Source organism: Lacisediminihabitans sp., assembly GCF_036404185.1.
GTDB lineage: Bacteria > Actinomycetota > Actinomycetes > Actinomycetales > Microbacteriaceae > Lacisediminihabitans.
On the sequence record NZ_DASWPB010000207.1, the window covers coordinates 1 to 22,835 of the forward strand.

The window sequence follows — 22,835 nt, forward strand, 5'->3', positions numbered from 1 at the left end:
GATGCTCATGCTGCGAACTCCTTCGCTGCTCGTCCGTGGACGCCGGGCATGACCGCGAAGAGCGCGCCGGCGAGGGGTTCGGCTTGTGCGCCGAGCCCTTTGCGTGAGGTCGTGATGACCAGTTGATCCAGCGCCGGTCCGGCGAAGGTGACGGCGGTGACCTGGCGCACGGGGACCTCGATCACCTCGTCGAGGCGACCGTCGGACGTGTAGCGTCGTACCGACGACCCCCCGTGCAAAGCCACCCAGATCCCGCCGTCGGCATCGACGGTGATGCCGTCGGGCTCGGCCTCCGTCTCGATGGTCACGAAGGCGCGGCGGTCGGTGAAGCCGGCGACGGCATCCCAATCGAAGACATCGATGCGATGGGTCACGCTGTCGACGTAGTAGGCGAGACCGCCATCCGGACTCCACTCGAGTCCATTCGAGACGGTGACATCCCCGAGCACCCGTTGAGGCCGCAGGTCGGGGCCAACCCGCCACAGCTCGGCCGCACCGGGGGTGTGGTCATAGGTGACGGAGCCGGCGTAGAAGGCGCCGGACGGATCGCATCCGCCCTCGTTCATGCGGAGATTTTCGTCACTCCAGAGTTCGGGAAGGGCATGGACCGGTGAGTGGAGGGAATCGTCGTCGGTGATCGCCAGGCCACGACGCACGGCGATGATGAGCCCTCCACCGACGCGGGCGCGCAGCACCGCCGCGACGTCGCCGACGTGGGCCCTGTCGATCGAGCCGTCGGGGAGCAACTCCAGGATGTCGCCGGCCAGCATGTCCACCCAGCGCACGCCGCGCCATCGGGGCGAATAAACGGGTCCCTCCGCATGCAGACACACGGGATCCGTCAGTTGTTCCGCTCGCATCGCACTCCTGCCCTTGAGAGTCCAGTCGAGGCTCCTCAATTCGCCACATCTGGAGGTTCATCTGATTTCCTATAGGATTATTATGAACCCATCAGTGGTGCTCCAACCGGAGTTTTCCCGATCTTTGTGTGGACGACGCGTGCTCACTGTGGAGCAGGAGGACATCTCGGAGCTCGTCGAGCAGTCGCGCCGAGGCCTGTGGATAACGATCACCCGATCGTGATGCTTCGTCGCATCATGGTGGCATGTCGCAGGCCGTCTCGATCATCGCCCAGCAGGTGCGGGAACGGGTGCGCCGCGACGGGGTCGACCTCGGCAGCGACAGCTCGATCGCCGACCGCTACGTGCGGGACGAGGTGCGGCGGTACAGCGAGCGGGCACTCGGCGGCTCCCTGCCAATGCTGGCCGACGAGCATCAGGCGACCAGGGAGATCGTCGCGACGATCACCGGGTTCGGGGCTCTGCAGCCGTTCTTCGACGACGACGAGGTCGAGGAGATCTGGATCAACGGGCCGGAGAGGGTCTTCGTCGCCCGCAACGGACTGCTGGAGCTCACCGACGTCGTCCTGACCGATGGCGAGATCCGCGACCTCGTGGAGCGGATGCTGCAGCAGTCGGGCAGGCGCGTGGACCTCAGCAGCCCGTTTGTCGACGCCTCGCTGCCAGACGGGTCGCGTCTGCACGTCGTCATCCCGGACGTCACCCAGCGACACTGGGCGGTCAACGTCCGCAAGTTCACCACGCGCATCCGTGACCTGCACCGGCTCGTGGTCCTCGGTTCCGTGACCCGCCAGGCGTCGGAGTTCCTCCGGATGTGCGTCTTGAGCGGGCAGAACATCCTCGTCTCCGGTGCGACGCAGAGTGGCAAGACGACCATGTTGGGTGCCCTGCTCTCGGCGGCGAGGCCGCACGAGCGCATCGTCACCGTGGAGGAGACCTTCGAACTGGATCTCGCGGCGCGGGACACGGTCGCGATGCAGTGCCGGGCGCCGAGCCTGGAGGGCACGGGTGAGATCACGCTGCGCCGGTTGATCAAGGAGGCCTTGCGGATGCGTCCCGACCGCCTCGTCGTCGGCGAGGTGCGTGAGGCGGAGGCGCTCGACCTCCTGATCGCCCTGAACTCCGGGCTGCCCGGCATGTGCTCGATCCATGCCAACAGCGCGAGGGAGGCGCTCTCCAAGCTGTGCACGCTGCCCTTGCTCGCCGGGCGCAACATCGACGCGTCGTTCGTGGTGCCCGCCGTCGCGATGTCGGTCGACCTGGTGGTGCACTGCGAACTGACCAGGAACGGCCAACGCCGGATCGCGGAGATCCTCGCGCCGAGCGGTCGGGTCACCGGCGGTCTCATCGAGGCGAGCCCGATCTTCGTGGCCCGACGCGGAGTTCTCGAGGCGACGGGAGGCTATCCGAGCAAGACGGCCAAGTTCGCCGCCGCAGGCTTCGACCTGTCCACCGTGCTCGCCGGGGAGAGCGCATGACTCTCGCTCTCGGACTCGTGTTGGGGATCGGCTCGGTGCTCGCGCTGTCACCGTTCCTCTGGCCGCTCCCGGCCGGGCCCCGGCGCCCACGGATCACGACGAGGCTCGCCGCCCTGCTGGCCCAGGCGGGGATGCACTCCGTCCCGCCCGCCGCACTCCTGGTGATGGCCGGGCTCGCGGCCGCCGCGTCCGCCGCGCTGGTCTTCGCGCTCGTCCCCGTGGTTGCCATCGCCGTCGTCGCCGGTCTCGCCGGACTCGCGGCCCCCCTTCTCGTTGTGGTCTGGCGCGCCAGGGGCCGGCGGCTGGCGGCGAGAATGCTCTGGCCGTACGCGGTGGACCACCTCGTGTCCGCCGTGCGGTCGGGTCTCGCCCTCCCGGACAGCGTGGTCACGCTCGCCCAGGCCGGCCCGGCACCCGCGCGCGAGGCCTTCGCGGGTTTCGAGCGGGACTATCGCGCGACCGGCAATTTCGGCCTCGCCGTGGACCGTCTCAAGGAGCGTCTCGCCGATCCGATCGCCGATCGCATCCTCGAGACCCTGCGGATGTCGCGGGAGGTGGGAGGCAGCGAGCTGACGACGGTGCTCCGCAACCTGGCCTCCTACCTCCGACAGGAGGCGGCGATCCGGGCGGAGGTCGAGGCGAGGCAGTCCTGGGTGACGAATGCGGCGAAACTGGGTGTCGCCGCGCCCTGGATCATTCTCGTGCTCCTCGCGTCGCGGCCGGAGGCCGCGGCCGCCTACAACAGCCCCGGTGGGGTGACCGTCATCGTCGGCGGCCTGTTCGTCACGGTGATCGCCTACCGCCTCATGCTCGCCATCGGACGCATCCCCGGGGAGCGCCGATGGTTCGGCTAGACGCCCTGTCGGGATGGGGAGTGCTCTGCGGCCTCGGGATCGGCCTCGGGCTGTGGTCGCTGGTCGGCCTGGTCCCGCGGCTGAGCCGGCCGAGGCTGGCGAATCGGGTGGCGCCATACCTGGTGGACGTGTCCGCCGGTGCGAGGGAACTGCTCGCCCGCCGCAGCATCGAGCCCATTCCCGTCGTCGGCTCGCTGTTCGCACCGCTCCTCGACCGACTGCGTGCGGTGCTCGGTCGCGCCCTCGGCGGAACGACGATCGTCGAACTGCGTCTGCGACAGTCGGCGAGCCGGCTCGGTCCGGAGGCCTTCCGATCTCAGCAGCTGGTCTGGGGGATGGGCGGAGCGGCTCTGGGGATCGTGGCCGCCGTCGCGGTCTCGCGGTTGCAGCAGGTTCCCTTTCTCATCCTCGTCGCGATCGTGGTGATCTTCGCCTGCTGCGGGGTCGTGGCGCGCGATCGGCTGCTCGTCCGTTCGGCGCGGTCGAGGGTGGTCCGCATCTCGGCGGAGTTGCCGACCGTGCTCGAGTTCCTGACGCTGAGTCTCTCCGCCGGCGAGGGGGTGCTCGACGCGATCCGCCGGGTGTCCCGGGTGAGCCACGGCGAACTCGCCAAGGAGTTCGCCGGGGTCGTGACCTCGGTGAGCCTCGGGCTGCCGCTGGCTGACTCCCTGACGACGCTGGCGACGAGCCTGCAGCTGGCCCCGCTCACGCGCTGCGTCGATCAGATCGTGGGGGCGCTGGAGCGGGGCACCCCGCTCGCCGAGGTGCTCCGCGCCCAGGCGCAGGACGCGAGAGACGACGCCAAGACCCGGCTGCTCGAGACGGCGGGCAAAAAGGAGGTGGGGATGCTCATCCCGCTCGTCTTCCTCATCCTGCCGGTGACCGTCGTGTTCGCCATCTACCCGGGAATCGTCGTACTGCAGTTCGGGCTGTGACGCCCCGATCGGAAAGGACAACAACCATGACCAGATTCCGCAGGGCTCTTCTGCTGAGCCGGGACGACCGGGGCGACGTCCCCGGCTGGGTGCTCATCACTTTAATGACGGCAGGGTTGGTGGTCATCATCTGGGGTCTCGCGGGTCCCGCACTCAGCAACGTCTTCCAGCAGGCCATCGACCGGGTCACCGGATTCTGATCCTCGTGAGCAGGTTCGCGCGGATGCGCCGCGACGACGGCTCGGCTCCCGCCGAGTTCGTCATGGTCGGTGCCCTGCTGACGGTTCTCACCCTCTCGGTGATCCAGCTGGGGCTCGCGCTGCACATCCGGAACACCGTGCTCGACGCCGCGGCGGAGGGCGCGCGCTTCGCGGCGCTGGCCGACAACGGCCTCGGCGACGGGGTGGGCCGGACACGCGACCTCATCCGGGTCGCCCTCGGCCCCGGTTATGCGAGGGACGTAACGGCTGCCTATGGAACGTATCTCGGACATCCGTCGGCCGCCGTCACCGTGCGTGCGCCGCTTCCGCTCATCGGCCTGGTCGGCATCGACGGTGGTTTGGAGGTGTCCGGCCATGCGGCGGTGGAGAACCTGGACGACTGACGAGACCGGGACGGCCTCCCTCGAGTTCGTCACGGCGGGGTTCGTCCTGCTGTTGCCGATGGTGTACCTCGTGCTGACGATGGCGGCGCTGCAGGCCGGCGCCTTCGCGGTCGAGGGGGCCGCGCGGCAGGCGGCACGGGTGTTCGTGCAGGCGACCGCGGCGCCCGAGGCCGAGGCGAGGGCGAACCGCGCGGTCGCCTTCGCCCTGGCCGACTACGGACTCGACGGGGACGCGGCGACGGTCTCGGTGGTCTGCGCCCCGCGACCGGACGACTGCCTGCACCGGCTCGGTACCGTCACGGTGACCGTCGGTCTGTCCGTGCCGCTGCCGCTCGTTCCGCCGGTCCTGAGACTGAGCGTTCCGCTCAGCGTGCCGCTCGAGGCATCGGCAACGGAGCGCGTCTCGCGATTCTGGGGCGCCGGATGAGACGGCTCCGCGACGACGACGGCTCGATCCTGCCGCTGACCATCTTCTACGGGGTGCTCTCGCTGGTGCTCATCCTGCTGGTCGTCGCTGCCAGCTCGCTCTATCTCGAACGCAAGAGGCTGTTCACCCTTGCGGACGGTGCGGCGCTCGCCGGCGCCGAGGCCTTCGACCTCGCGGACGTCCGCCCGACGGCGGCCGGCCTCCGCCCCGAGCTGACCTCGGCGGAGGTCGCGGAGACGGTCCGCGGCTACCTGACAGTCGCCCCGACCGACGAGTTCGAGTCGCTCGCCCTCGATCGCGCCGAGACCGTGGACGGGCGGAGCGCGACCGTCCAGCTCTCCTCCTACTGGCGGCCGCCGGTGCTCTCACTGCTCGTCCCGCACGGGTTCCGCATCGAGGTGACCGCGCTCGCCCGCTCGGTGTTCTCCTGAGCGATGGACAGGTCCGGCGGCGGTAACGTGATTCCCATGGCTGCGGTGACGGATCGGGACGTCTGGGACGTGGTCGTGGTGGGGGCGGGTCCCGCCGGCTCGTCCGCGGCCCGCGTGGCGGCCGAGCGTGGCGCATCCGTGCTGCTCATCGACCGGGCGCGCTTCCCCCGGTACAAGACCTGTGGCGGAGGCCTGATCGGCATCTCGATCGAGCACGTGCCGGCATCCGTGCTCGAGGTCGTCGAACAGGAGGTCGTCACGGCGACCTTCTCGCTCCGCGGCAGGCTCCCGTCGACCCATCGCTCCGCGGCACCTTTCCTCTCTCTCGTCCGCCGGCAGTCCTTCGACGACGCGCTCGCCGCGGCCGCCGTCGCCGCCGGGGCCGCGTTCGTCGACGGAGTGAAGGTCACGTCGATCGCCGAGGACGACCTGGTGCGGCTCGAGACGAGCGAGGGCATCATCAGCGCCAGGACAGTCGTCGGTGCGGACGGCACCAGCGGGCGCTGCGGCCGATACGTCGGCATCATCCCCGGTGGGGTCGACCTGGCGCTCGAGACCGAGATCCTCCGTCCGGCGGACTCCGCGGCCTACGACGGCACGCTGCTGTTCGACTGGGGCGGGGCCGCGGGCAGCTACGGCTGGATGTTCCCCAAGCGGGAGGTGCTCACCGTCGGCGTGATCCAGGCCAGGGGCGAGCCGGAGGCGACTCGAGAGTACCTGCAGACCTGGATCGCTCGGCTGGGGCTGGCAGGCGTCGCCGTCGAGCGGTCGTCGGGACACCTCACCCAGTGGCGTACGGCGGGCTCACCGCTGCGTCGCGGTTCCGTGGTCGTGGCCGGGGATGCCGCGGGGCTGCTCGAGCCGTGGACCAGGGAGGGCATCTCCTTCGCCCTGCGCTCCGGCACCTGGGCGGGGGAGGCCGCCGCCCTCGCGGCGCTCGGCCAGTCGGATGCCCTCGACGGCTACCTGCGCCGGGTGGAATCGGAGCTGGCCCCGGAGATCGTCGCGGGGGAGCGGATGCTGCGCCTCTTCGAACATCACCCCGGCATCGTGCACGCGGTGCTCGGCTACTCGGGAATCGGCTCGCGTCTGTTCATGGATGTCTGCCGCGGCACCACCACCCTGGCGGGGGTGCTCCGGCATCGTGTGGTGCGCGGCGCCCTGCGCGTGGTCGGACACTGATCGGCGGCGTCCGCCACGGCCGTCGTTAACCTCCTCGTTGACCGGGGATGCTAGGGTCGCGCCGACCGGCGGGTGGGCGGGTCGCGGACGGAGGGAGCACGAATGGTGGTGCTGTCCCGAGCCCGGCCGCGATCGCTCGCGCCGACCCGGGAGTTCCGTGCCGACATCCAGGGACTGCGCGCGGTGGCGGTCGCCGCCGTCGTCCTGAATCACGCGCGGGTGCCGGGCGTCGGCGGCGGGTACGTCGGAGTCGACGTGTTCTTCGTGATCTCCGGCTTCCTGATCACGGGGCACCTGATCGAGGCGATGAGCCGGAACGGATTCAGCTTCGCCCGGTTCTATGCCCGGCGCGCTCGGCGCATCCTGCCGGCATCGTTCACCGTCCTGGGGCTCACGATCGCCGGGGTGATGCTGTGGGTCCCGCCGGCGCTCAGGCCCCAGTCCCTGTGGGATGCGGTCGCGGTCGCCGCCTACTTCCCCAATTACGTGCTGGCGTTCCGGGGAACGGACTACCTCGCCGATACGACCCCCTCCGTGTTCCAGCACTACTGGTCGCTCGGCGTCGAGGAGCAGTTCTATCTGCTGTGGCCCGTTCTGCTCGTGGCCGTCTGGTTCGTCCTGCGAAAGCTGCGTGAGGATCGGAGCCGCACGAGGCTTCTCGCGGCCGTGCTCGGTCTTGTCGTCGTCCTATCGCTCCTGGCCGAGCTCTCCGAGACCGAGCGCTCGCAGCCGTGGGCCTTCTTCTCGGTCTGGACTCGGGCATGGGAGTTCGGCCTCGGCGGCCTCGTTGCCGTGGGCGTGCCGATGATCCGCCGCCTCCTGCCCGCGGCGCTGGGCGCGGTGCTCGCCTGGGCGGGGTTGGCCGGGATCGTGGCGGCGTGCATTGGTTTCACGGCCGACACCCCGTTCCCCGGCTGGGTGGCGGTGGTGCCGGCCGTCGCGACCGCCCTCGTCATCGGCGGAGGCGTGCGCGAGGCGGCCGGCGGGCCCGCGATGCTTCTCCGGCTCCGTCCGTTCCAGTTCCTCGGGCTCATCTCCTACTCGCTCTATCTCGTCCACTGGCCGATCCTGCAGCTGGTCCAGGCCGGAGTCGGCTACGAGCACCCCCTGGCGCTGTGGGCCACGGAGGCCCTCACCGCGGCATCCGTTCCCGTGGCGTGGCTGCTGTACCGGCTCGTCGAGCACCCGGTGCGTCGGTCTCGATGGCTCGGGACCGCACTGCCCTGGAGGAGCCTCGCCGGCGCAGGCATCGTGAGCGGTGCCCTGGTGGTCGCCGCCGTCCTCGGGCTCGTCGTGGTCCAGTCGACTCCCATGGATGTCGGCCGTACCGTCGCGCAGGTCGCGCCGCAGTCGCCGCCGCTCGTGACCTCATTCGTGCCGTCCGATCTGATGCCCCCGCTGAAGGATGCCGCGGACGACAACCCGGCGATCTTCAACGACGGTTGCGAGCTGGGCTTCGCCGCGTCGGTTCCGCACCCCTGCACTTTCGGCCAGGCGGGTGCGCCGCGGATCATGCTGTTCGGCGACTCCCAGGCCGCCCAGTGGGCACCCGGTCTCCGGGCGATGGCCGAGCAGGAGGGCTACCAGCTCGTCACGCACACCAAGAGCGGATGCGCCTCGACGCTCGTCGCCCACAGCCGGGACGGCGTCGCGTATCTCGCCTGCGACCAGTGGCGTCAGAACGTGTTGAATCAGCTCGCCGCCGACCCGCCCGCGCTGGTGATCCTCGCCAACTACAGCAAGGAGGAGCTGCCATCGGGGACGAGCCCCTCCAGGCAGTGGCGTACCGGAATCGACGCGACGATCGCGGCCCTGCCCAAGACTTCGAAGGTCGCCCTGTTCATGGGCACCCCGGACGTCGGCGCGAACCCCGTCGGGTGCCTGTCGGCGCATCTGGACGACACGGCGGCCTGCGCAAAGCCGACGGCGTCCGCGCTGGCCGGCCCCGGTCAGAAGCCCATCGCCGCCACCCCCGTCGACGGACGAATCCATGTGGTCGACATGACCGACTACCTCTGCACGACCACGTGCCCGTCGGTCATCGGCGGATACATGGTCTACCGCGACTCGCACCACCTGACCGCGACGTTTTCCCGAGCTCTTGCCCCGGCACTGCGGGTCAAGCTCGCTCCCGTGCTTCCGAAGGTCAGCGCGACGTCCGCCTCAGGGCATTAGGCGCGGCGCTCAGGCCGTACCTGCCACCGACTTGGGCCGGTGCGGCGCGTAGCGGGGGACGTAGCGCAGCAGCACGCCCGCACCGATGAGGCCCACGACTCCGAGCACCCCGCTGGCGAACGACACTGAGATCACCGCCGTGAGCCCGGACAGGGCGAGCGGTGCCGCGGCGCTGCCCGCATCCCCGGTGAATCGCCACGCACCGAGGAAGGGTGCAGGGTTGCGCGGATCGGCCAGATCCGCCCCGAGCGTCATGAGGATGCCGCTGCCGATGCCGTTCGCGACCGACATGAACATCGCCGCCGCGATGAACCAGATGACGGCGCCCCTGACGTCGTGGGTGAAGGCGAGGGCGAGGTGGCCGAGCCCCAGCCCGATCATGGACGGGACCGCGCTCCAGAGCCGGCCGAAACGATCCATGATCTGACCGCTCGCGTAGAACAGGCCGAAGTCGATGGCGCCCGCGATGCCGATGATGAGCGCCGTCTGCGCGTCCGGGATGTGCAGGCTCACCGCCCAGAGCGGGAGGATCACCTGACGGCTGGAGCGCAGCGCGCCGACGAGCGCGGCGCCCATCCCCAGCCTGGCGAGCACCGCCCGGTTGTTCCAGATGGTGCGGAAGAGCCCGGTGGCCTCGTCCTCGACGAACCGCTCGCCCTCCTTGAGGGCCGCGGGCGCCCGGTTGGCCACGAGCACCTCCGTCGGGTCCTTGAGCACGATGAGCAGGACGGCGGCGCCCAGGCATCCGATGATCTGCACCCAGAACACCGACTGGGTGCTCCCGGTCAGGTGGATGACGGCGGCGGCGATGAACGGCCCGACGAAGTATCCGAGCCGGAAGGTGCCGCCGAGGGTGGAGAGCGCGCGGGCCCGGTACTGCCTGGGCACGAAGCTGGTCATGAAGGCGTGCCTGGCGAGCGCGAAGACCGCGGTCGCGAGGCCGACGAGGAGGATGCCGGCGCCGAGCACCAGCGGGTTCGGCGCGACGATCGCCATGGCCAGGCCGATCACGGCGATGAACGCGGCGTAGATCATCGCGGTGCGCTCGCCGATGCGGGCGACGATCCACCCGCTCGGGATGTCCCCGAACAGCTCGCCGAGCATGATCATCGAGGCGATGAGGCCGGAGATGGCCAGCGACGCCCCGAGGTTGTCGGCGGCGACGGGGATGATCGGGATGATCGCGCCCTCGCCGATTGAGAAGAGGAGGGTCGGCAGCAGCGCGGGTAGAGCTATCGAACGAAAGCTGAAGCTGGGTTCGCCGAGTGACATCCCTTCGATGCTAGCCGAGGAACCCGGGAGATCCGGCAACCCCGGTAGTCTGGGAGGCGATATGGACGACCTCGATTTCTCGGAACAGATAGCCGCCCTGCGCGCCACCTTCGCGGACATCCGTGCCGTCGTCGGCGTCGACAAGCTCACGGCGGAGATCGCCGACCTGAGCGAGCAGGCCGGGGTGCCTGACCTCTGGGACGACACCGAGAAGGCGCAGCGGGTGACCTCGGCGCTCAGCCACAAGCAGGCGGACCTCGCGAAGATCGTCAGCATCCAGTCCCGGCTCGACGACCTCGAGATCATGGTCGAGCTCGCGAACGAGGAATCCGACGCGACCGCCGCCGCCGAGGCGCGCACCGAGCTTGCGAGCATCCAGAAGCTGCTCGGTGAGCTCGAGGTGCAGACCCTGCTGAACGGGGAGTTCGACTCGCGCGCCGCCGTCATCACGATCCGCGCGGGCGCCGGGGGAGTGGATGCCTCGGACTTCGCCGAGATGCTGATGCGGATGTACCTGCGCTGGGCGGAGCAGCACAACTACTCGACGACCGTGCTCGACACGAGCTATGCGGAGGAGGCGGGCATCAAGTCGACGACGATCGAGGTGGATGCGCCGTACGCCTTCGGCACCCTGAGCGTTGAGGCGGGCACCCACCGGCTCGTGCGCATGAGCCCCTTCAACTCGGCGGGCAAGCGCCAGACCAGCTTCGCCGCGGTCGAGGTCATCCCGCTCATCGAGCAGACGGACGTCATCGAGGTGCCGGAGAGCGACATCCGCGTTGACGTCTTCCGTTCCAGCGGTCCGGGCGGCCAGTCGGTCAACACCACTGACTCCGCGGTGCGCATCACTCACATCCCGACCGGCACCGTCGTCTCCATGCAGAACGAGAAGAGCCAGATCCAGAACCGTGCCGCCGCCATGCGCGTGCTGCAGTCGCGGCTGCTGCTGCTCGAGCGCGAGCGCGAGGCCGCCCAGAAGAAGGAGCTCGCCGGCGTCATCACCGCGAGCTGGGGCGACCAGATGCGCAGCTACGTGCTCGCGCCCTATCAGATGGTCAAGGACCTCCGCACCGATTACGAGGTCAACAACCCCTCCGCGGTGTTCGACGGCGACCTCGACGGATTCATCAGCGCGGGCATCAAATGGCGCAAGCGCGACAGGACGGATGCCTGACCCCGACCGGCGATTCCTTCGCAAAGTTAACGGTTTCTGAGAGTGTGGACCTTCGGCCTGTCGTTCTGGGCAGGAGGCGGAGGTCAACCTAGAGTCGAACAGTCATGATTCGGTTTGATCAGGTAACCAAGCTCTACAAGGGCAACGCTCGGCCTGCGCTCAATGCGGTGACGCTTGAGATCCTCCGGGGGGAGTTTGTCTTTCTGGTGGGCGCCTCGGGGAGCGGCAAGTCGAGCTTCCTGCGCCTCGTGCTCAAGGAGGAGAACCCCAGCAAGGGGCAGATCCACGTGCTCGGCCAGAATCTCGGCAGCCTCAGCAGCCGCAAGGTGCCCTTCTTCCGGCGCAACCTCGGCGTCGTCTTCCAGGACTTCCGTCTCCTCCCGCAGAAGAACGTCTTCGACAACGTCGCCTTCACCCTGCAGGTGATCGGCAAGTCCAAGGGGTTCATCCAGGAGGCCGTGCCCGACGTGCTCAAGATGGTCGGCCTCGCGGGCAAGACCAACCGGCTGCCGCACGAGCTCTCCGGCGGCGAGCAGCAGCGCGTGGCCATCGCCCGCGCCATCGTCAACAAGCCGGCCATCCTGCTCGCCGACGAGCCGACCGGAAACCTCGACCCATCCACCAGCGCCGGCATCATGACCCTGCTCGAGCGCATCAGCCAGAGCGGCACCACCGTGATCATGGCGACCCACGATGCGGGAATCGTCGACCAGATGAAGCGCCGGGTCATCGAGCTGGTCGGCGGCCAGGTGGTGCGCGACGAGCGCCACGGCGGATATCAGACCCAGGCCGTCCCCGTGCAGCATGTCGCCTCGGCGCCGATCTCCCGCCAGAACCTCGGGTTCGCCGGCCAATCGGAGGGCCAGACCCGATGAGATTCGGACTGATCATGTCCGAGGTCGGCAACGGCCTGCGGCGCAACGTCTCCATGGTGATCTCCGTCGTGCTCGTCACCTTCATCTCGCTCACCTTCGTCGGGGCCGCAATCCTCCTGCAGTTCCAGATCGGGCAGATGAAGGGGTACTGGTACGACCGCGCGCAGGTCGCCATCTACATGTGCACCGACCTCTCGACGGACGGCAACTGTGACCTGGTGGAGGCCACCAAGGCCCAGAAGGATGCTGTCGAGGCCCAGCTCAAATCGCCGGCGCTCGCCGGACTGATCAAGAGCGTCACCTTCCAGAACCACAACCAGGTCTACAAGCAGTACAAGGCCCAGTTCGGCGACACGACCGGCTCCGACTTCGTCACGCCGGAGTTCCTGCCGGAGACCTTCTGGCTCAACCTGAAGAACCCGGATCAGTCCGACGTGATCGCGGAGAGCGTCTCGACGCTCGCCGGTGTCGAGCAGGTCAAGGACCAGCGCAAGTATCTGGACCCGATCTTCTCCGCGCTCAACGCGGCGAGTTTCACCGCCGTCGGGGTCGCCGTGCTCATGCTCGTCGCGGCGGTGCTGCTCATCGCGACGACCATCCGGCTCTCCGCCTTCTCGAGGAGACGGGAGCTCGGCATCATGCGGTTGGTGGGCGCCTCCAACCGGTTCATCCAGACGCCGTTTGTGCTCGAAGGGGTGATCTCTGCCCTCATCGGGTCCGTGCTGGCCAGCGCGGCGGTGGTGGCGATCGTCAAATTCTTCGTCCAGGGCTACCTGGGAGCCCAGGCGCAGGATACTCCGTTCATCGGGATGACGGATGCGCTCATCGTCGTCCCGATCCTGCTGGTCGTCGGCGCGGCGTTGGCCGCGGCATCCGCCAGTTTCGCCATCAGCAGATATCTGAAGGTCTAGCTCCGCTGGTGCCCGCCCGCCGGCCCGGGCTAAACTGATGGGCTCGCCGCGGCAGACGCGGTCGGATCAAACAGGAGTGCATCGTGCCCAGGGAACGTGGTCAGAAGGTTGTGGCCACCAATCGCAAAGCCCGTCACGACTACACCATCGAAGACACCTATGAGGCCGGGCTGGTCCTCACCGGGACCGAGGTGAAGTCGTTGCGGGCCGGTCGTGCATCCCTGGTGGACGGTTACGCCTACGTCGAGTTCGGCGAGGCGTGGCTGGATGCGGTGCACATCCCCGAGTACAACGAGGGCACCTGGAACAACCATCCCCCTCGCCGCAAGCGCAAGCTGCTGCTGCACAAGGCCCAGATCCTCAAGATCCATAACAAGACCAAGGAGGGCGGTTACACGATCGTCCCCCTCTCCATCTACTTCAGCGATGGCAGGGCGAAGGTCGAGATCGCGGTGGCCAAGGGCAAGCGCGAGTACGACAAGCGTCAGGCCCTTCGGGAACGTCAGGACAATCGCGAGGCCGCCCGCGCCATGTCGGCCCGTCGCCACCTCGGCGACTGACCGGCTGGCGTGACGCGCTCATCCGGCGTAAACTAGAGGGCTGCCTCCGGGAGGGGGCGGCATTTGACAACTCAATAGCGCGCGATAGCGACTCACCCCGTCGATCGGGGTGCGCATGGGGATGATCGGTTTCGACACTGCCTGCGCAAATGTGAGAAGCGGGTCGAGGATGCAGGGTTATCTCGTAAACGATCTCTGCAAACTATAAGTGCCAATTCACATAGCACTGTCTCTGCCAAGGCAGACTTCGCCCTCGCGGCGTAAGTTCTTCCTCAGCAACTTATAGAGACCGTCAGTCCGGGAATGCTCTCTACCCGGGTTCTGGCGTTATCCAGAGAGATTGCTGCTGTGACGTGTTCTTCGAACACACGCCTTAGGGCACAGCGGGACTTTAACTAAGGCTGGGCTTGTCGGATTGGATGCCAGTGGCAAATTCCGGAGCCGAGCAGAACGCTTTCACTGGCTACACCCGTAGAAGGCACATGACCACAGCAGTGGACGGGGGTTCAATTCCCCCCATCTCCACCACCGGCCGCTATCGCGCGTTGTTGAGCTCGTCACAGCGCCAGCAGCGCGGCAAGAGCCTCATAGTCCGCCTCTGGGTCGTCCCCCTCGCCGTGCAGGAGCTGTATCGCGACGTGATCCGCGCCCGCCTCGAGGTGATCGTGCAGCCGCTCGGCGATCCGGCGTCCGTCGCCGTAGACCACGAGCTCGTCGATGAGCCGGTCGCTGCCGTCCGGTCTGAGGTCTTCCTCGGTGAAGCCGAGGCGCTCGAGATTGTGGCGGTAGTTGACGAGCCCCAAGTACGGTCGAGCGATGGTCGGGCGACCGATCGCCCTGGCCTCTTCGGGATCGGCGCGAAGGACGACCCGTTGCTCCGGCGCGAGCAGCGGCAGCGGGCCGAGAATGTCCCTCGCGGTCTTCGTGTGCCGCGGTGTGACCAGGTACGGGTGCGCCCCCGCGGTGCGCTCTCGCGCGAGCGCGAGCATCCGCGGTCCGAGGGCCGCCAGCACCATGTCGTGACCCGGCACGCCGGCCCGATCGAGCTCGTCGAGGTAGCGGACGGTCGCCGTGACCGGTTTCGTGGCGGGAGGACCGGAACTCTCCGGATGCCCGGCGCCGATGCCCAGCAGCAGGCGATGCGGGTGTCGCTCGGCGACGCGGTGATACGACGCGGCGAGCCTCACCGGGTCGGTGTTCCAGATGTTGACGATGCCCGTGGCGACGGTGATCGTCGAGGTGGCGTCGAGAAGCCGTTCCACGTGCATCAGATCGTCGGAGGGGGATCCGCCGATCCACAGGGCGCCGTATCCGAGCTCCTCGATGCGGCCGGCCATGGCCGGCGAGACATCGTTCCCCCTCGCCCAGATGCCGAAGGTTCCGACCGGTGGGTGCTGCGCGTTCGTGTCGTTTGAGGTCATGGTCTCCATTTTCGACCCACGGGAACGACCGCATGCCGGGTGCGGTAACATTTCCAGTTCACAGCTGAGCGACCATACCGGCAGGGACCCCGATGACACCGAAGACGACAACGGTGAGGGACCTGAGGAGAGGCAACCGTTCTCGTGCCCTGTGGCAGTTGCACCTCCGCGGGCCGCTGTCGCGACAGGAGGTCGGATCGGCGATCGGCGTCAGCATGGCGACCGTCAGCAACCTGGTGGCCGAGCTGATCCAGCTGGGTGCCGTCGTCGAGGGCGGTGTCGAGGACAGCACGGGCGGCCGTCCACGCGGGCTGCTCCGGATCAATGCGGAGTACGGCTACGTGATCGGCGTCGACATCGGCGAGACCGCCTTCCTCGTTGAGCTCTTCGACTTCGGGATGGAGGTCCGCGCCTCCCATCGGTCGTCGACGGAGCTGATCCGCCTGGATCCTGAGGACGCGATCGGACACGTGCTCGCGGGGATCGACGCCGTCATCGCCGAATCGGGGGTCGACAGGGAACGGATCCTCGGCGTCGGCGTCGGCGTCCCCGGGCTGGTCGAGCAGGGCGCGGACGCCGTCGTCCATGGGCAGAGCGTCGGATGGGACGCCGTGCCATTCGAGCGGCTGATGCGGGCCCGCACCGACCTGCCCGTGCTGCTCGACAACGGGGCCAAGACCCTCGGTCAGGCAGAGAGGTGGTTCGGGGCGGCTCGCGACTGCCTCAACGTCGTCGTCGTCCTCCTGGGCATCGGTGTCGGGGCGAGCATCGTCACCGATGACGCTCCCTATCGCGGTGCGACGGGCAGCGCGAGCGAATGGGGACATACGACCGTCGTCGTCGGAGGACGGACCTGCCGCTGCGGCGCATCCGGATGTCTGGAGGCCTATATCGGGGCGGCCTCCATCGTGGACAGGTACGACGAGCTCAGGGGGGCGCCCGGCGACAGCGATCCCCGAGCGCTGGAACGACGGATCGCGGAGATCTTCTCGTCGGAGACCACCGATCTCGCCGCCGGCCGGGTCGTCGAGGAGACGATCGCCTATCTCGGCGCCGGCCTCTCGACGCTGATCAACCTCCTCAACCCCGAGCGCATCGTGGTGGGGGGATGGCTCGGACACGCGCTCGGGGACGGCCGGATGCCGCGGATCCGGGAGTCGGCGTCCCGTGCCGCCCTGCATTTCGCCTTCGGGCACGTGGACATCGTGCCGGCGCAGTTGGGCTCCGACGCCGTCGCCCTCGGGGCGGCCACTCTGCCGATCGCCCTGGCGCTGAACGCGGGAGCCGCGAGGCCCTCGGCGCGGCGCTGATCGCGCTCCGACCCGGTTGTCTGCCCCGAAATGGGGGCAGACAAAACGGTATAAAAACCCTTGTCTCCTCACTTTCTCCACGTTATGTTCAAAGTCGTGTAGCAAGCCGTCATCGTCGACGGGGTAGCTCGTGGGCCTCGTGGGGATCGTCGGCACGCTGAACGTGTGTGTTCATTTCCAACTCCCAAAGACGGGCAGGCCGATGAAACAGTTATCTCTCTCACAGGGCGGGCGAAACACCCTCCCCTTCCGCAGGAGGGGCAGGGTCTTGTCGGCCATGCTCCTCGCAACGGCCATGGCGGCCTCCCTGGTCGGCCTGTTGGCGCCGGCTGGCGCGGCACACGCCGACGGGACACTGCTCTCCCAGGGCAAGACCGCGACGGCGTCCTCGACGGAGAACGGCGGGACGGCGGCAGCGCTCGCGGTCGACGGGAACGCTGGCACCCGCTGGTCGAGTGCCGCGAGCGACCCGCAGTGGCTGCAGGTCGACCTCGGCGCCTCCGCCACCATCAGTCAGGTGACCCTCAACTGGGAGGCGGCGTACGGGAAGTCCTTCCAGATCCAGACCTCTCCGGACGGCACGACCTGGACGCCCATCTACACCACGACGACAGGGACGGGCGGCACCCAGAACCTGACGGTCTCGGGAACCGGACGGTACGTGCGGATGTACGGCACGGTTCGTGGCACGCAGTACGGCTACTCGCTCTGGGAGTTCCAGGTCTACGGGAGCGCGACGACGGGCGGCACCGGAGGGTGTTCCACCACCAATGCGGCCCAGGGCAAGGCCGCGACGGCCTCCTCGACGGAGAACGCCGGAACGCCGGCGGCCAGCGCGGTCGACGGGAACGCGGGCACCCGCTGGTCGAGTGCCGCGAGCGATCCGCAGTGGCTGCAGGTCGACCTCGGCAGCTCGCAGACGATCTGCGGTGTCACCCTCACCTGGGAGGCGGCGTACGGGAAGTCCTTCCAGATCCAGACCTCTCCGGACGGCACGAACTGGACGCCCATCTACACGACGACCACCGGCACCGGCGGGGTGCAGAACCTCACGGTCTCCGGCACGGGTCGGTACGTGCGGATGTACGGCACGGTTCGCGGGACCGGCTACGGCTACTCGCTCTGGGAGTTCGGCGTCTTCACCTCGGGCTCCGGCGGTGGTTCGACCGGTCCGACGATCCCGACCTCGGACACCCCGGACTTCGGGCCGAACGTTGCGATCTTCGACCCGTCGATGTCGGCCGCGACCATCCAGGCGAAGCTCGACGAGGTCTTCACCGCGCAGAAGCTCAACCAGTTCGGCACCCGCAGGGACGCCCTGCTGTTCAAGCCCGGCACCTACAGCGCGGAAGCCAACATCGGCTACTACACGTCGATCGCCGGACTCGGTCAGAATCCGGACGACGTCACCATCAACGGTGACGTGACCGTCGACGCCTTCGACGGCACTGGAAACGCGACGCAGAACTTCTGGCGCTCCGCCGAGAACCTCGCGATCAACCCCTCCGCAGGGACCGACCGCTGGGCGGTCGCCCAGGCGGCGCCGTTCCGGCGCATCGACGTGCACGGCGGGCTCAACCTCTTCCCGGCCAGCTACGGCTGGGCGAGCGGAGGATACATCGCCGACACCAAGGTGACCGGACAGGTCGCATCCGCGTCCCAGCAGCAGTTCTATTCGCGGGACAGCAGCTTCGGCAGCTGGAACGGCTCGAACTGGAACATGGTGTTCTCCGGCGTCTCCGGGGCACCGGCCCAGAGCTTCCCGAGCCCGGCGATCACGACCCTGGCCACCACTCCGGTGTCGCGGGACAAGCCGTACCTCTACATCGACGCGAGCGGCAAGTACCGGGTGTTCGAGCCCTCGCTGCGGACGAACGCCTCCGGGGTGAGTTGGGCGAACGGGTCCACGCCGGGAACCTCCGTTCCGATGAGCACGTTCTACGTGGCCAAGCCGGGCGATTCGACCGCGACCCTCAACGCCGCCCTCGATCAGGGGTACAACCTGTTCCTCACCCCCGGTGTCTATCACCTCAGCGAGACCCTCCGGGTCACCCACGCGAACACGGTTGTGCTCGGAATCGGGTTCCCGACGCTCATCCCGGACAACGGGGTGAACGCGATGACGGTGTCGGACGTCGACGGGGTGCGGCTCGCCGGCATGCTCTTCGACGCGGGCACGGTCAACTCGCCCGTGTTGCTCACGGTCGGCGCGACCGGTTCCACCGCGAGCCACGCGAGCAACCCGACGACGATCCAGGATGTCTTCTTCCGCATCGGCGGTGCCGGTGCCGGGAGTGCGACCGACAGCCTGGTGGTCAACAGCAATGACACCGTCATCGACCACATCTGGGCCTGGCGTGCGGACCACGGCGCCGGCGTCGGCTGGACCACCAATCCGGCCGAGACCGGTCTCATCGTCAACGGCAACAATGTCGAGGCGACGGGACTGTTCGTCGAGCATTACCAGAAGTACGAGGTGCTCTGGAACGGCCAGAACGGCAAAACGATCTTCTTCCAGAACGAGATGCCGTACGACGTGCCCGACCAGGCCTCGTGGATGAACGGGACCACCAACGGGTACGCCGCATACAAGGTGGCGGCGAACGTCACCACTCATGAGGCCTGGGGTCTCGGCAGCTACTGCTACTTCAATGTGAACCCTTCCGTCAACGCGACGCGGGGCTTCGAGGTGCCGGACACCCCGGGGGTGAAGCTGCACGACATCCTGACGGTGTCTCTCGGCGGCAACGGGACGATCAGCCACATCGTCAACAACACCGGGCCGGTGGCGGGCGGCACGGCGACCATCCCCGTCGATCTGGTCGCCTACCCGTAGGACCGGCAGGCCGCACACAACCGCCCGGCCGCTCTCCCGTGGGAGCGGCCGGGCGGTCGTGTCTGCCGATCAGCCGAGATGCCGGGCGAGCAGGCTGAGCTCCGCCGCCCCCAGGCGGTCGCTCGCCGTGTTCGCCTGGTGCCAGTACGGGTACGGCAGGGGCTGGGCGCTCACCGCGTCCAGCCGGGCGGTCTCCTCCTCGGTGAGTCTCAGTTCGGCGGCGCCGAGGTTGTCGGTCAGCTGCTCTTCGGTGCGCGCACCCACGATGACCGAGGTGACACCCGGCTTCGAGATCGTATAGGCGAGAGCGACCCGGGCGGCGGGGACACCGCGGGAATCCGCGATCGCCACCACCTCCTCGATGGTGTTGTAGAGCTTGTCCTCATCGTGAATGGGCGGCTCCGTCCACCCCTCGAATCTCCTGCTGCCCTCGGGCGCCGCGGCACCGCGTCGGTACTTGCCCGACAGCAGGCCACCGGCCAGGGGACTCCAGACGAGGATGCCGAGACCCTGGTCGAGGCTGAGGGGGACGAGCTCGTTCTCGGCCTCCCGCGCCTGCAGCGAGTAGTGGATCTGCTGGCTGACGAAGTGCTGGGTTCCGGTGCGGTCCGCGACCCAGAGCGCCTTCATCAGCTGCCAGGCGGTGTAGTTCGACGCCCCGATGTACCGCACCTTGCCGGAGGAGACGAGGTGGTCGAGGGCGTTGAGGGTCTCCTCGAGCGGGGTCTGCCCGTCCCACTCGTGGACCTGGTAGAGGTCGATGTGGTCGGTGCCCAGTCGCCTCAGGCTGTCCTCGGCCGCGCGGATGATGTGGTGTCTGGAGAGGCCGGTGTCGTTGATCCCGTCGCCCATCGGCATCCGCACCTTCGTCGCGATCAGGACGTCGTCCCGGCTCTTTCCCAGCGCCTGGCCGACGATCTCCTCGGAACGACCATCGGAATAGACGTCCGCGGTGTCGATGAGGTTCACGCCCGCGTCCCGCGCGATGCCGATCTGCCGCCTGGCGCCTTCGACATCGATCCTGCCGACGACGCTGGCCCATCCGTCGCCGCCGAAGCCCATCGTTCCCAGGGTGATCGTCGAGACCCGTAGTCCCGATCGTCCCAGCTGTCTGTATTCCACGATTCGATCCAATCCCTTGATCCTCGGTGCCCGCGGCGGGGCGGAAGGCCACCGGGCGTCGGGCCCGATTCGACTTTAGGATCGCCGCCGCCGGGAGTCCAACAGCAGGTATCCCTACCGTTCAGAAGGAGAAGGCATCAATCCGGTGGAGCGGGTCAGCGCTCCAGGAGCCGACGAAGCCGGGCCTTGCCCAGGTTGGAGGTGACGATCCAGCGCATGTCGGGGTCGTCGAAGGTCCGCAGCCATTCGAAGGCGGCCATCCCCAGGCGCGGGTCGGCGGCGGCGGCGACACTCCAGCAGTAGCCGAGCGCCTGACGCAGGTTGCGGACGGCGGCCGCGGAGCGTTGTGCGGTCGGAATCTCAAGGATCGATGTCGACGCCGTCCTGCACGCCGAGATCGCGGCGCTCCGGGTCTCCGGATCGGCCAGCAGGCGCGGTTCGCAGATGGCGGCGATGGCGGCACGGCGGACGTACGGGTCGTCGTCCACCACCCAGTCGCCGACGATGGCTCTCAGCCGCGTCCGGTCGTGGTCGCCGAGGATCTGCAGCGCCCGCGCAGCACCCTCCCGAACGCGCCACGATTCGTCCGCCGCCCGTATTCGGGCGAGCTCGGGCAGCGACGTGTCATCCGGGTCGTCGACGAGGAGGCGTCCGATCGCCTCCGTGTCGCAGAATCGCAGGTATTCCTCGTCGAGCGCGGCGAAGCCGAGGATCGTCGCGCGATCGGCTACGGAGGAGAAGGCGTCAGCGAGCTCCAGATTGGCCCTGGGACCGGGCAGCCCGGACCGGGCGATCAGGTAGTCCTTCAGCTCCGTAGCCGGAACGGACCGCAGTTCTTCCGCGAGTCGATCCTTCATCGCGGGCGGCACGTTCGGGCGGGTGTTTAGGCGAAGATGCGGAAGCTGGTGAGCTTGTACAGCGGCGTGAGCAGCGCGAGCAGCGGAGCCAGGATCCGCAGCAGGTACACGATCACCGTGATGTGGAGGTAACCGGAGAAGGCGAAGAGCGCGACACCGATCAGCCCGAGGACCAGGGATGCGACGAGCCCCGATCGGGTGGCGAGGAACGGTGCCGCGAATCCCACCGCGGCACAGAGGATGCCGACATCGGCGATGAAGCCCCTGGTCGCGAAGTCGGGGGCAAGGTGGGTGAGCGACCACAGGGTGATTGCGATCGCCCAGCCCAGCACGAAGACGGCGCCGGCGATCGGCTTCGAGAGTTCGTTGTTACCAGTTGCCACGTCTGCTCCTCGGTGTGGTGAACGGTCGACCTGACAAGATCCTAGTGCGCGCCCGGCCTGTGCCCCCTCGTCGCGCCGGGTACGGCAGATGACGCGCGCGGCGACGGGTGGCCGCGGCGTTAGGTGATGGGCGCGATCCGATCGTTGCGGAGGTGCTCGTAGACGACGGAGGTGCGCACATCGGCGACCTCGGCCCGCTCCGTGAGCCGGTCGATGACAAACGCGTAGAGGCTCTCGTTGTCGGCGACGGCGACATGGACGAGGAAGTCCTCGGTCCCGGAGGTGACGAACACGCCGAGCGTGTCCGGCAGTGTGCTGACCCAGTCGCGGAAGGACTCGATGTTCCGTCTCGACGGGGGGCGGATGCGGACGGCGATCAGCGCCTGCACCGGCCGGCCGAGACCCGCCAGATCGACGTCGAGAATCGCTCCGCGGATGAGTCCGCGCTCGCGAAGAGCTCTCGTGCGGTCCAGTGCCGTGGTCGGCGAGACGCCGACGGCCGCCGCGACGTCGCGATTGGTGCGCCGTGCATCCGCCTGCAGTTCGCGGAGGATCGCCTTATCAAGTTGGTCGAGAGACGCCATGCTCACTACCTTTCCGAACTTAGTACGGACAGTTTGAGTGCTAACCCTATCTCTCTCTAGTATTGCCCGCATGAAGCGTATGGATGAGGACAACCTGGCAGATGGACCCGATACCGTGCGGATCGGATTCGCGCCGGAGGAGATCCTCACCGGCGAGTCGACGAGGTCCGCCCGCCTCAAGTGGGTCGTGCTGGTCGACGGGTCGCTGCCGCCAGGGCTCCTGGCCAACGCCGTCGCCTGCGTCGCGGCCGCCACCGGAGCGACCATCGAGGGACTCATCGGCCAGGGAGGAGCGGACGCCTCCGGCAGGATCCATCCGGGGCTGCCGTGGGCGGGATGCTCCGTGCTCGTCGCCTCGTCGGAGCAGCTGACCGCTGCGGCCAGGCGGGCCGACGAGGACGAGGGTGTGTTCGTCGTCGACATGCCGGCCAGCGCCCAGACCAACCGGGTCTACGACGGCTATCTCGCGGAGCTCGCCGCCACCGCCGAGGAGTCCCTCGCCATCACCGGGATCAGCATCGTCGGGCCGAGGAAGGCCGTGGACAGGATCGTCAAGCGGCTGTCCCTGCTCTAGCGGACGGGCC

23 protein-coding genes and 1 other RNA gene are annotated in these 22,835 nt (G+C 68.3%); 17 read left to right on the forward strand and 7 right to left on the reverse strand.

The window, feature by feature from the left end:
- Positions 1-5: 5 nt before the first annotated feature.
- A complete protein-coding gene (locus tag VGC18_RS14515) occupies positions 6-860 on the reverse strand; it encodes an SMP-30/gluconolactonase/LRE family protein (RefSeq protein ID WP_331098645.1) in 855 nt (284 codons plus the stop codon).
- Between the two features lie 245 nt (positions 861-1,105).
- On the opposite strand from VGC18_RS14515, the gene VGC18_RS14520 reads away from it, so the two are divergent.
- From VGC18_RS14520 to VGC18_RS14560, 9 genes are all read left to right on the forward strand, one after another.
- Complete coding sequence (locus tag VGC18_RS14520; RefSeq protein ID WP_331098647.1) at positions 1,106-2,338, forward strand: CpaF family protein; 1,233 nt, start codon at positions 1,106-1,108, stop codon at positions 2,336-2,338.
- Positions 2,335-3,192 carry a type II secretion system F family protein gene (locus VGC18_RS14525; protein ID WP_331098649.1) on the forward strand — a complete coding sequence of 286 codons (858 nt, stop codon included), beginning with the start codon at positions 2,335-2,337 and terminating at the stop codon, positions 3,190-3,192. The genes VGC18_RS14520 and VGC18_RS14525 overlap by 4 nt, the downstream gene beginning before the upstream one ends.
- Entirely contained in the window at positions 3,180-4,127 is a 948-nt protein-coding gene (locus VGC18_RS14530) for a type II secretion system F family protein (protein ID WP_331098651.1), read from the forward strand. Before VGC18_RS14525 ends, VGC18_RS14530 begins: the two co-directional genes overlap by 13 nt.
- A 26-nt stretch (positions 4,128-4,153) precedes the next feature.
- A complete protein-coding gene (locus VGC18_RS14535) occupies positions 4,154-4,327 on the forward strand; it encodes a hypothetical protein (RefSeq protein WP_331098654.1) in 174 nt (57 codons plus the stop codon).
- A 5-nt stretch (positions 4,328-4,332) separates the two neighbouring features.
- A complete protein-coding gene (locus VGC18_RS14540) occupies positions 4,333-4,731 on the forward strand; it encodes a TadE/TadG family type IV pilus assembly protein (protein ID WP_331098656.1) in 399 nt (132 codons plus the stop codon).
- Entirely contained in the window at positions 4,703-5,158 is a 456-nt protein-coding gene (locus tag VGC18_RS14545) for a hypothetical protein (protein ID WP_331098658.1), read from the forward strand. Before VGC18_RS14540 ends, VGC18_RS14545 begins: the two co-directional genes overlap by 29 nt.
- Entirely contained in the window at positions 5,155-5,589 is a 435-nt protein-coding gene (locus VGC18_RS14550; RefSeq protein ID WP_331098660.1) for a pilus assembly protein TadG-related protein, read from the forward strand. The genes VGC18_RS14545 and VGC18_RS14550 overlap by 4 nt, the downstream gene beginning before the upstream one ends.
- Before the next feature lie 36 nt (positions 5,590-5,625).
- A complete protein-coding gene (locus VGC18_RS14555) occupies positions 5,626-6,771 on the forward strand; it encodes a geranylgeranyl reductase family protein (RefSeq protein WP_331098663.1) in 1,146 nt (381 codons plus the stop codon).
- A 102-nt stretch (positions 6,772-6,873) separates the two neighbouring features.
- Positions 6,874-8,946, forward strand: coding sequence for an acyltransferase family protein (locus VGC18_RS14560; protein ID WP_331098665.1), 2,073 nt, complete (start codon positions 6,874-6,876; stop codon positions 8,944-8,946).
- 9 nt (positions 8,947-8,955) lie between these two features.
- Here the strand turns inward: VGC18_RS14560 and VGC18_RS14565 are convergent, their stop codons facing one another.
- The gene (locus VGC18_RS14565) at positions 8,956-10,218 is read right to left on the reverse strand and encodes an MFS transporter (protein ID WP_331098667.1); all 1,263 of its coding nucleotides are present in this window, start codon (positions 10,216-10,218) and stop codon (positions 8,956-8,958) included.
- A 61-nt stretch (positions 10,219-10,279) separates the two neighbouring features.
- Here VGC18_RS14565 and prfB point away from each other — a divergent pair, with 61 nt between their 5' ends.
- The 5 genes from prfB to ssrA all read left to right on the forward strand — a co-directional run bounded on the left by prfB (position 10,280) and on the right by ssrA (position 14,266).
- On the forward strand, positions 10,280-11,392 hold the full coding sequence (gene prfB, locus VGC18_RS14570; RefSeq protein ID WP_331098669.1) for a peptide chain release factor 2: 1,113 nt from the start codon (positions 10,280-10,282) through the stop codon (positions 11,390-11,392).
- A 104-nt stretch (positions 11,393-11,496) separates the two neighbouring features.
- Positions 11,497-12,267, forward strand: coding sequence for a cell division ATP-binding protein FtsE (ftsE, locus tag VGC18_RS14575; protein ID WP_331098671.1), 771 nt, complete (start codon positions 11,497-11,499; stop codon positions 12,265-12,267).
- Positions 12,264-13,178 (forward strand): permease-like cell division protein FtsX, encoded by a 915-nt coding sequence (gene ftsX, locus VGC18_RS14580; protein WP_331098673.1) that lies wholly within the window; start codon positions 12,264-12,266, stop codon positions 13,176-13,178. The genes ftsE and ftsX overlap by 4 nt, the downstream gene beginning before the upstream one ends.
- Positions 13,179-13,261: 83 nt before the next feature.
- On the forward strand, positions 13,262-13,738 hold the full coding sequence (gene smpB / locus VGC18_RS14585) for an SsrA-binding protein SmpB (protein WP_331098674.1): 477 nt from the start codon (positions 13,262-13,264) through the stop codon (positions 13,736-13,738).
- 117 nt (positions 13,739-13,855) lie between these two features.
- Positions 13,856-14,266, forward strand: a transfer-messenger RNA (tmRNA) gene (gene ssrA / locus VGC18_RS14590).
- A 29-nt stretch (positions 14,267-14,295) separates the two neighbouring features.
- Here ssrA and VGC18_RS14595 read toward each other — a convergent pair.
- Positions 14,296-15,159, reverse strand: a complete 864-nt coding sequence (locus tag VGC18_RS14595) for an LLM class F420-dependent oxidoreductase (protein ID WP_331098676.1) — start codon at positions 15,157-15,159, stop codon at positions 14,296-14,298.
- A 92-nt stretch (positions 15,160-15,251) separates the two neighbouring features.
- Between VGC18_RS14595 and VGC18_RS14600 the strand changes: the two genes are divergently transcribed.
- A complete protein-coding gene (locus VGC18_RS14600; RefSeq protein WP_331098678.1) occupies positions 15,252-16,469 on the forward strand; it encodes an ROK family protein in 1,218 nt (405 codons plus the stop codon).
- A 277-nt stretch (positions 16,470-16,746) separates the two neighbouring features.
- Entirely contained in the window at positions 16,747-19,305 is a 2,559-nt protein-coding gene (locus VGC18_RS14605; RefSeq protein ID WP_331098680.1) for a discoidin domain-containing protein, read from the forward strand.
- 69 nt (positions 19,306-19,374) lie between these two features.
- Here the strand turns inward: VGC18_RS14605 and VGC18_RS14610 are convergent, their stop codons facing one another.
- The 4 genes from VGC18_RS14610 to VGC18_RS14625 form a co-directional block, all read right to left on the reverse strand.
- Positions 19,375-20,427, reverse strand: a complete 1,053-nt coding sequence (locus tag VGC18_RS14610) for an aldo/keto reductase (RefSeq protein WP_331098682.1) — start codon at positions 20,425-20,427, stop codon at positions 19,375-19,377.
- 155 nt (positions 20,428-20,582) lie between these two features.
- Positions 20,583-21,284 carry a HEAT repeat domain-containing protein gene (locus tag VGC18_RS14615; protein WP_331098684.1) on the reverse strand — a complete coding sequence of 234 codons (702 nt, stop codon included), beginning with the start codon at positions 21,282-21,284 and terminating at the stop codon, positions 20,583-20,585.
- Between the two features lie 26 nt (positions 21,285-21,310).
- Positions 21,311-21,667, reverse strand: a complete 357-nt coding sequence (locus tag VGC18_RS14620; protein WP_331098687.1) for a hypothetical protein — start codon at positions 21,665-21,667, stop codon at positions 21,311-21,313.
- Between the two features lie 119 nt (positions 21,668-21,786).
- Complete coding sequence (locus tag VGC18_RS14625) at positions 21,787-22,251, reverse strand: Lrp/AsnC family transcriptional regulator (protein WP_331098690.1); 465 nt, start codon at positions 22,249-22,251, stop codon at positions 21,787-21,789.
- A 70-nt stretch (positions 22,252-22,321) separates the two neighbouring features.
- On the opposite strand from VGC18_RS14625, the gene VGC18_RS14630 reads away from it, so the two are divergent.
- Positions 22,322-22,825, forward strand: coding sequence for a DUF2000 domain-containing protein (locus VGC18_RS14630; RefSeq protein WP_331098692.1), 504 nt, complete (start codon positions 22,322-22,324; stop codon positions 22,823-22,825).
- The last annotated feature ends 10 nt before the right edge of the window (positions 22,826-22,835 follow it).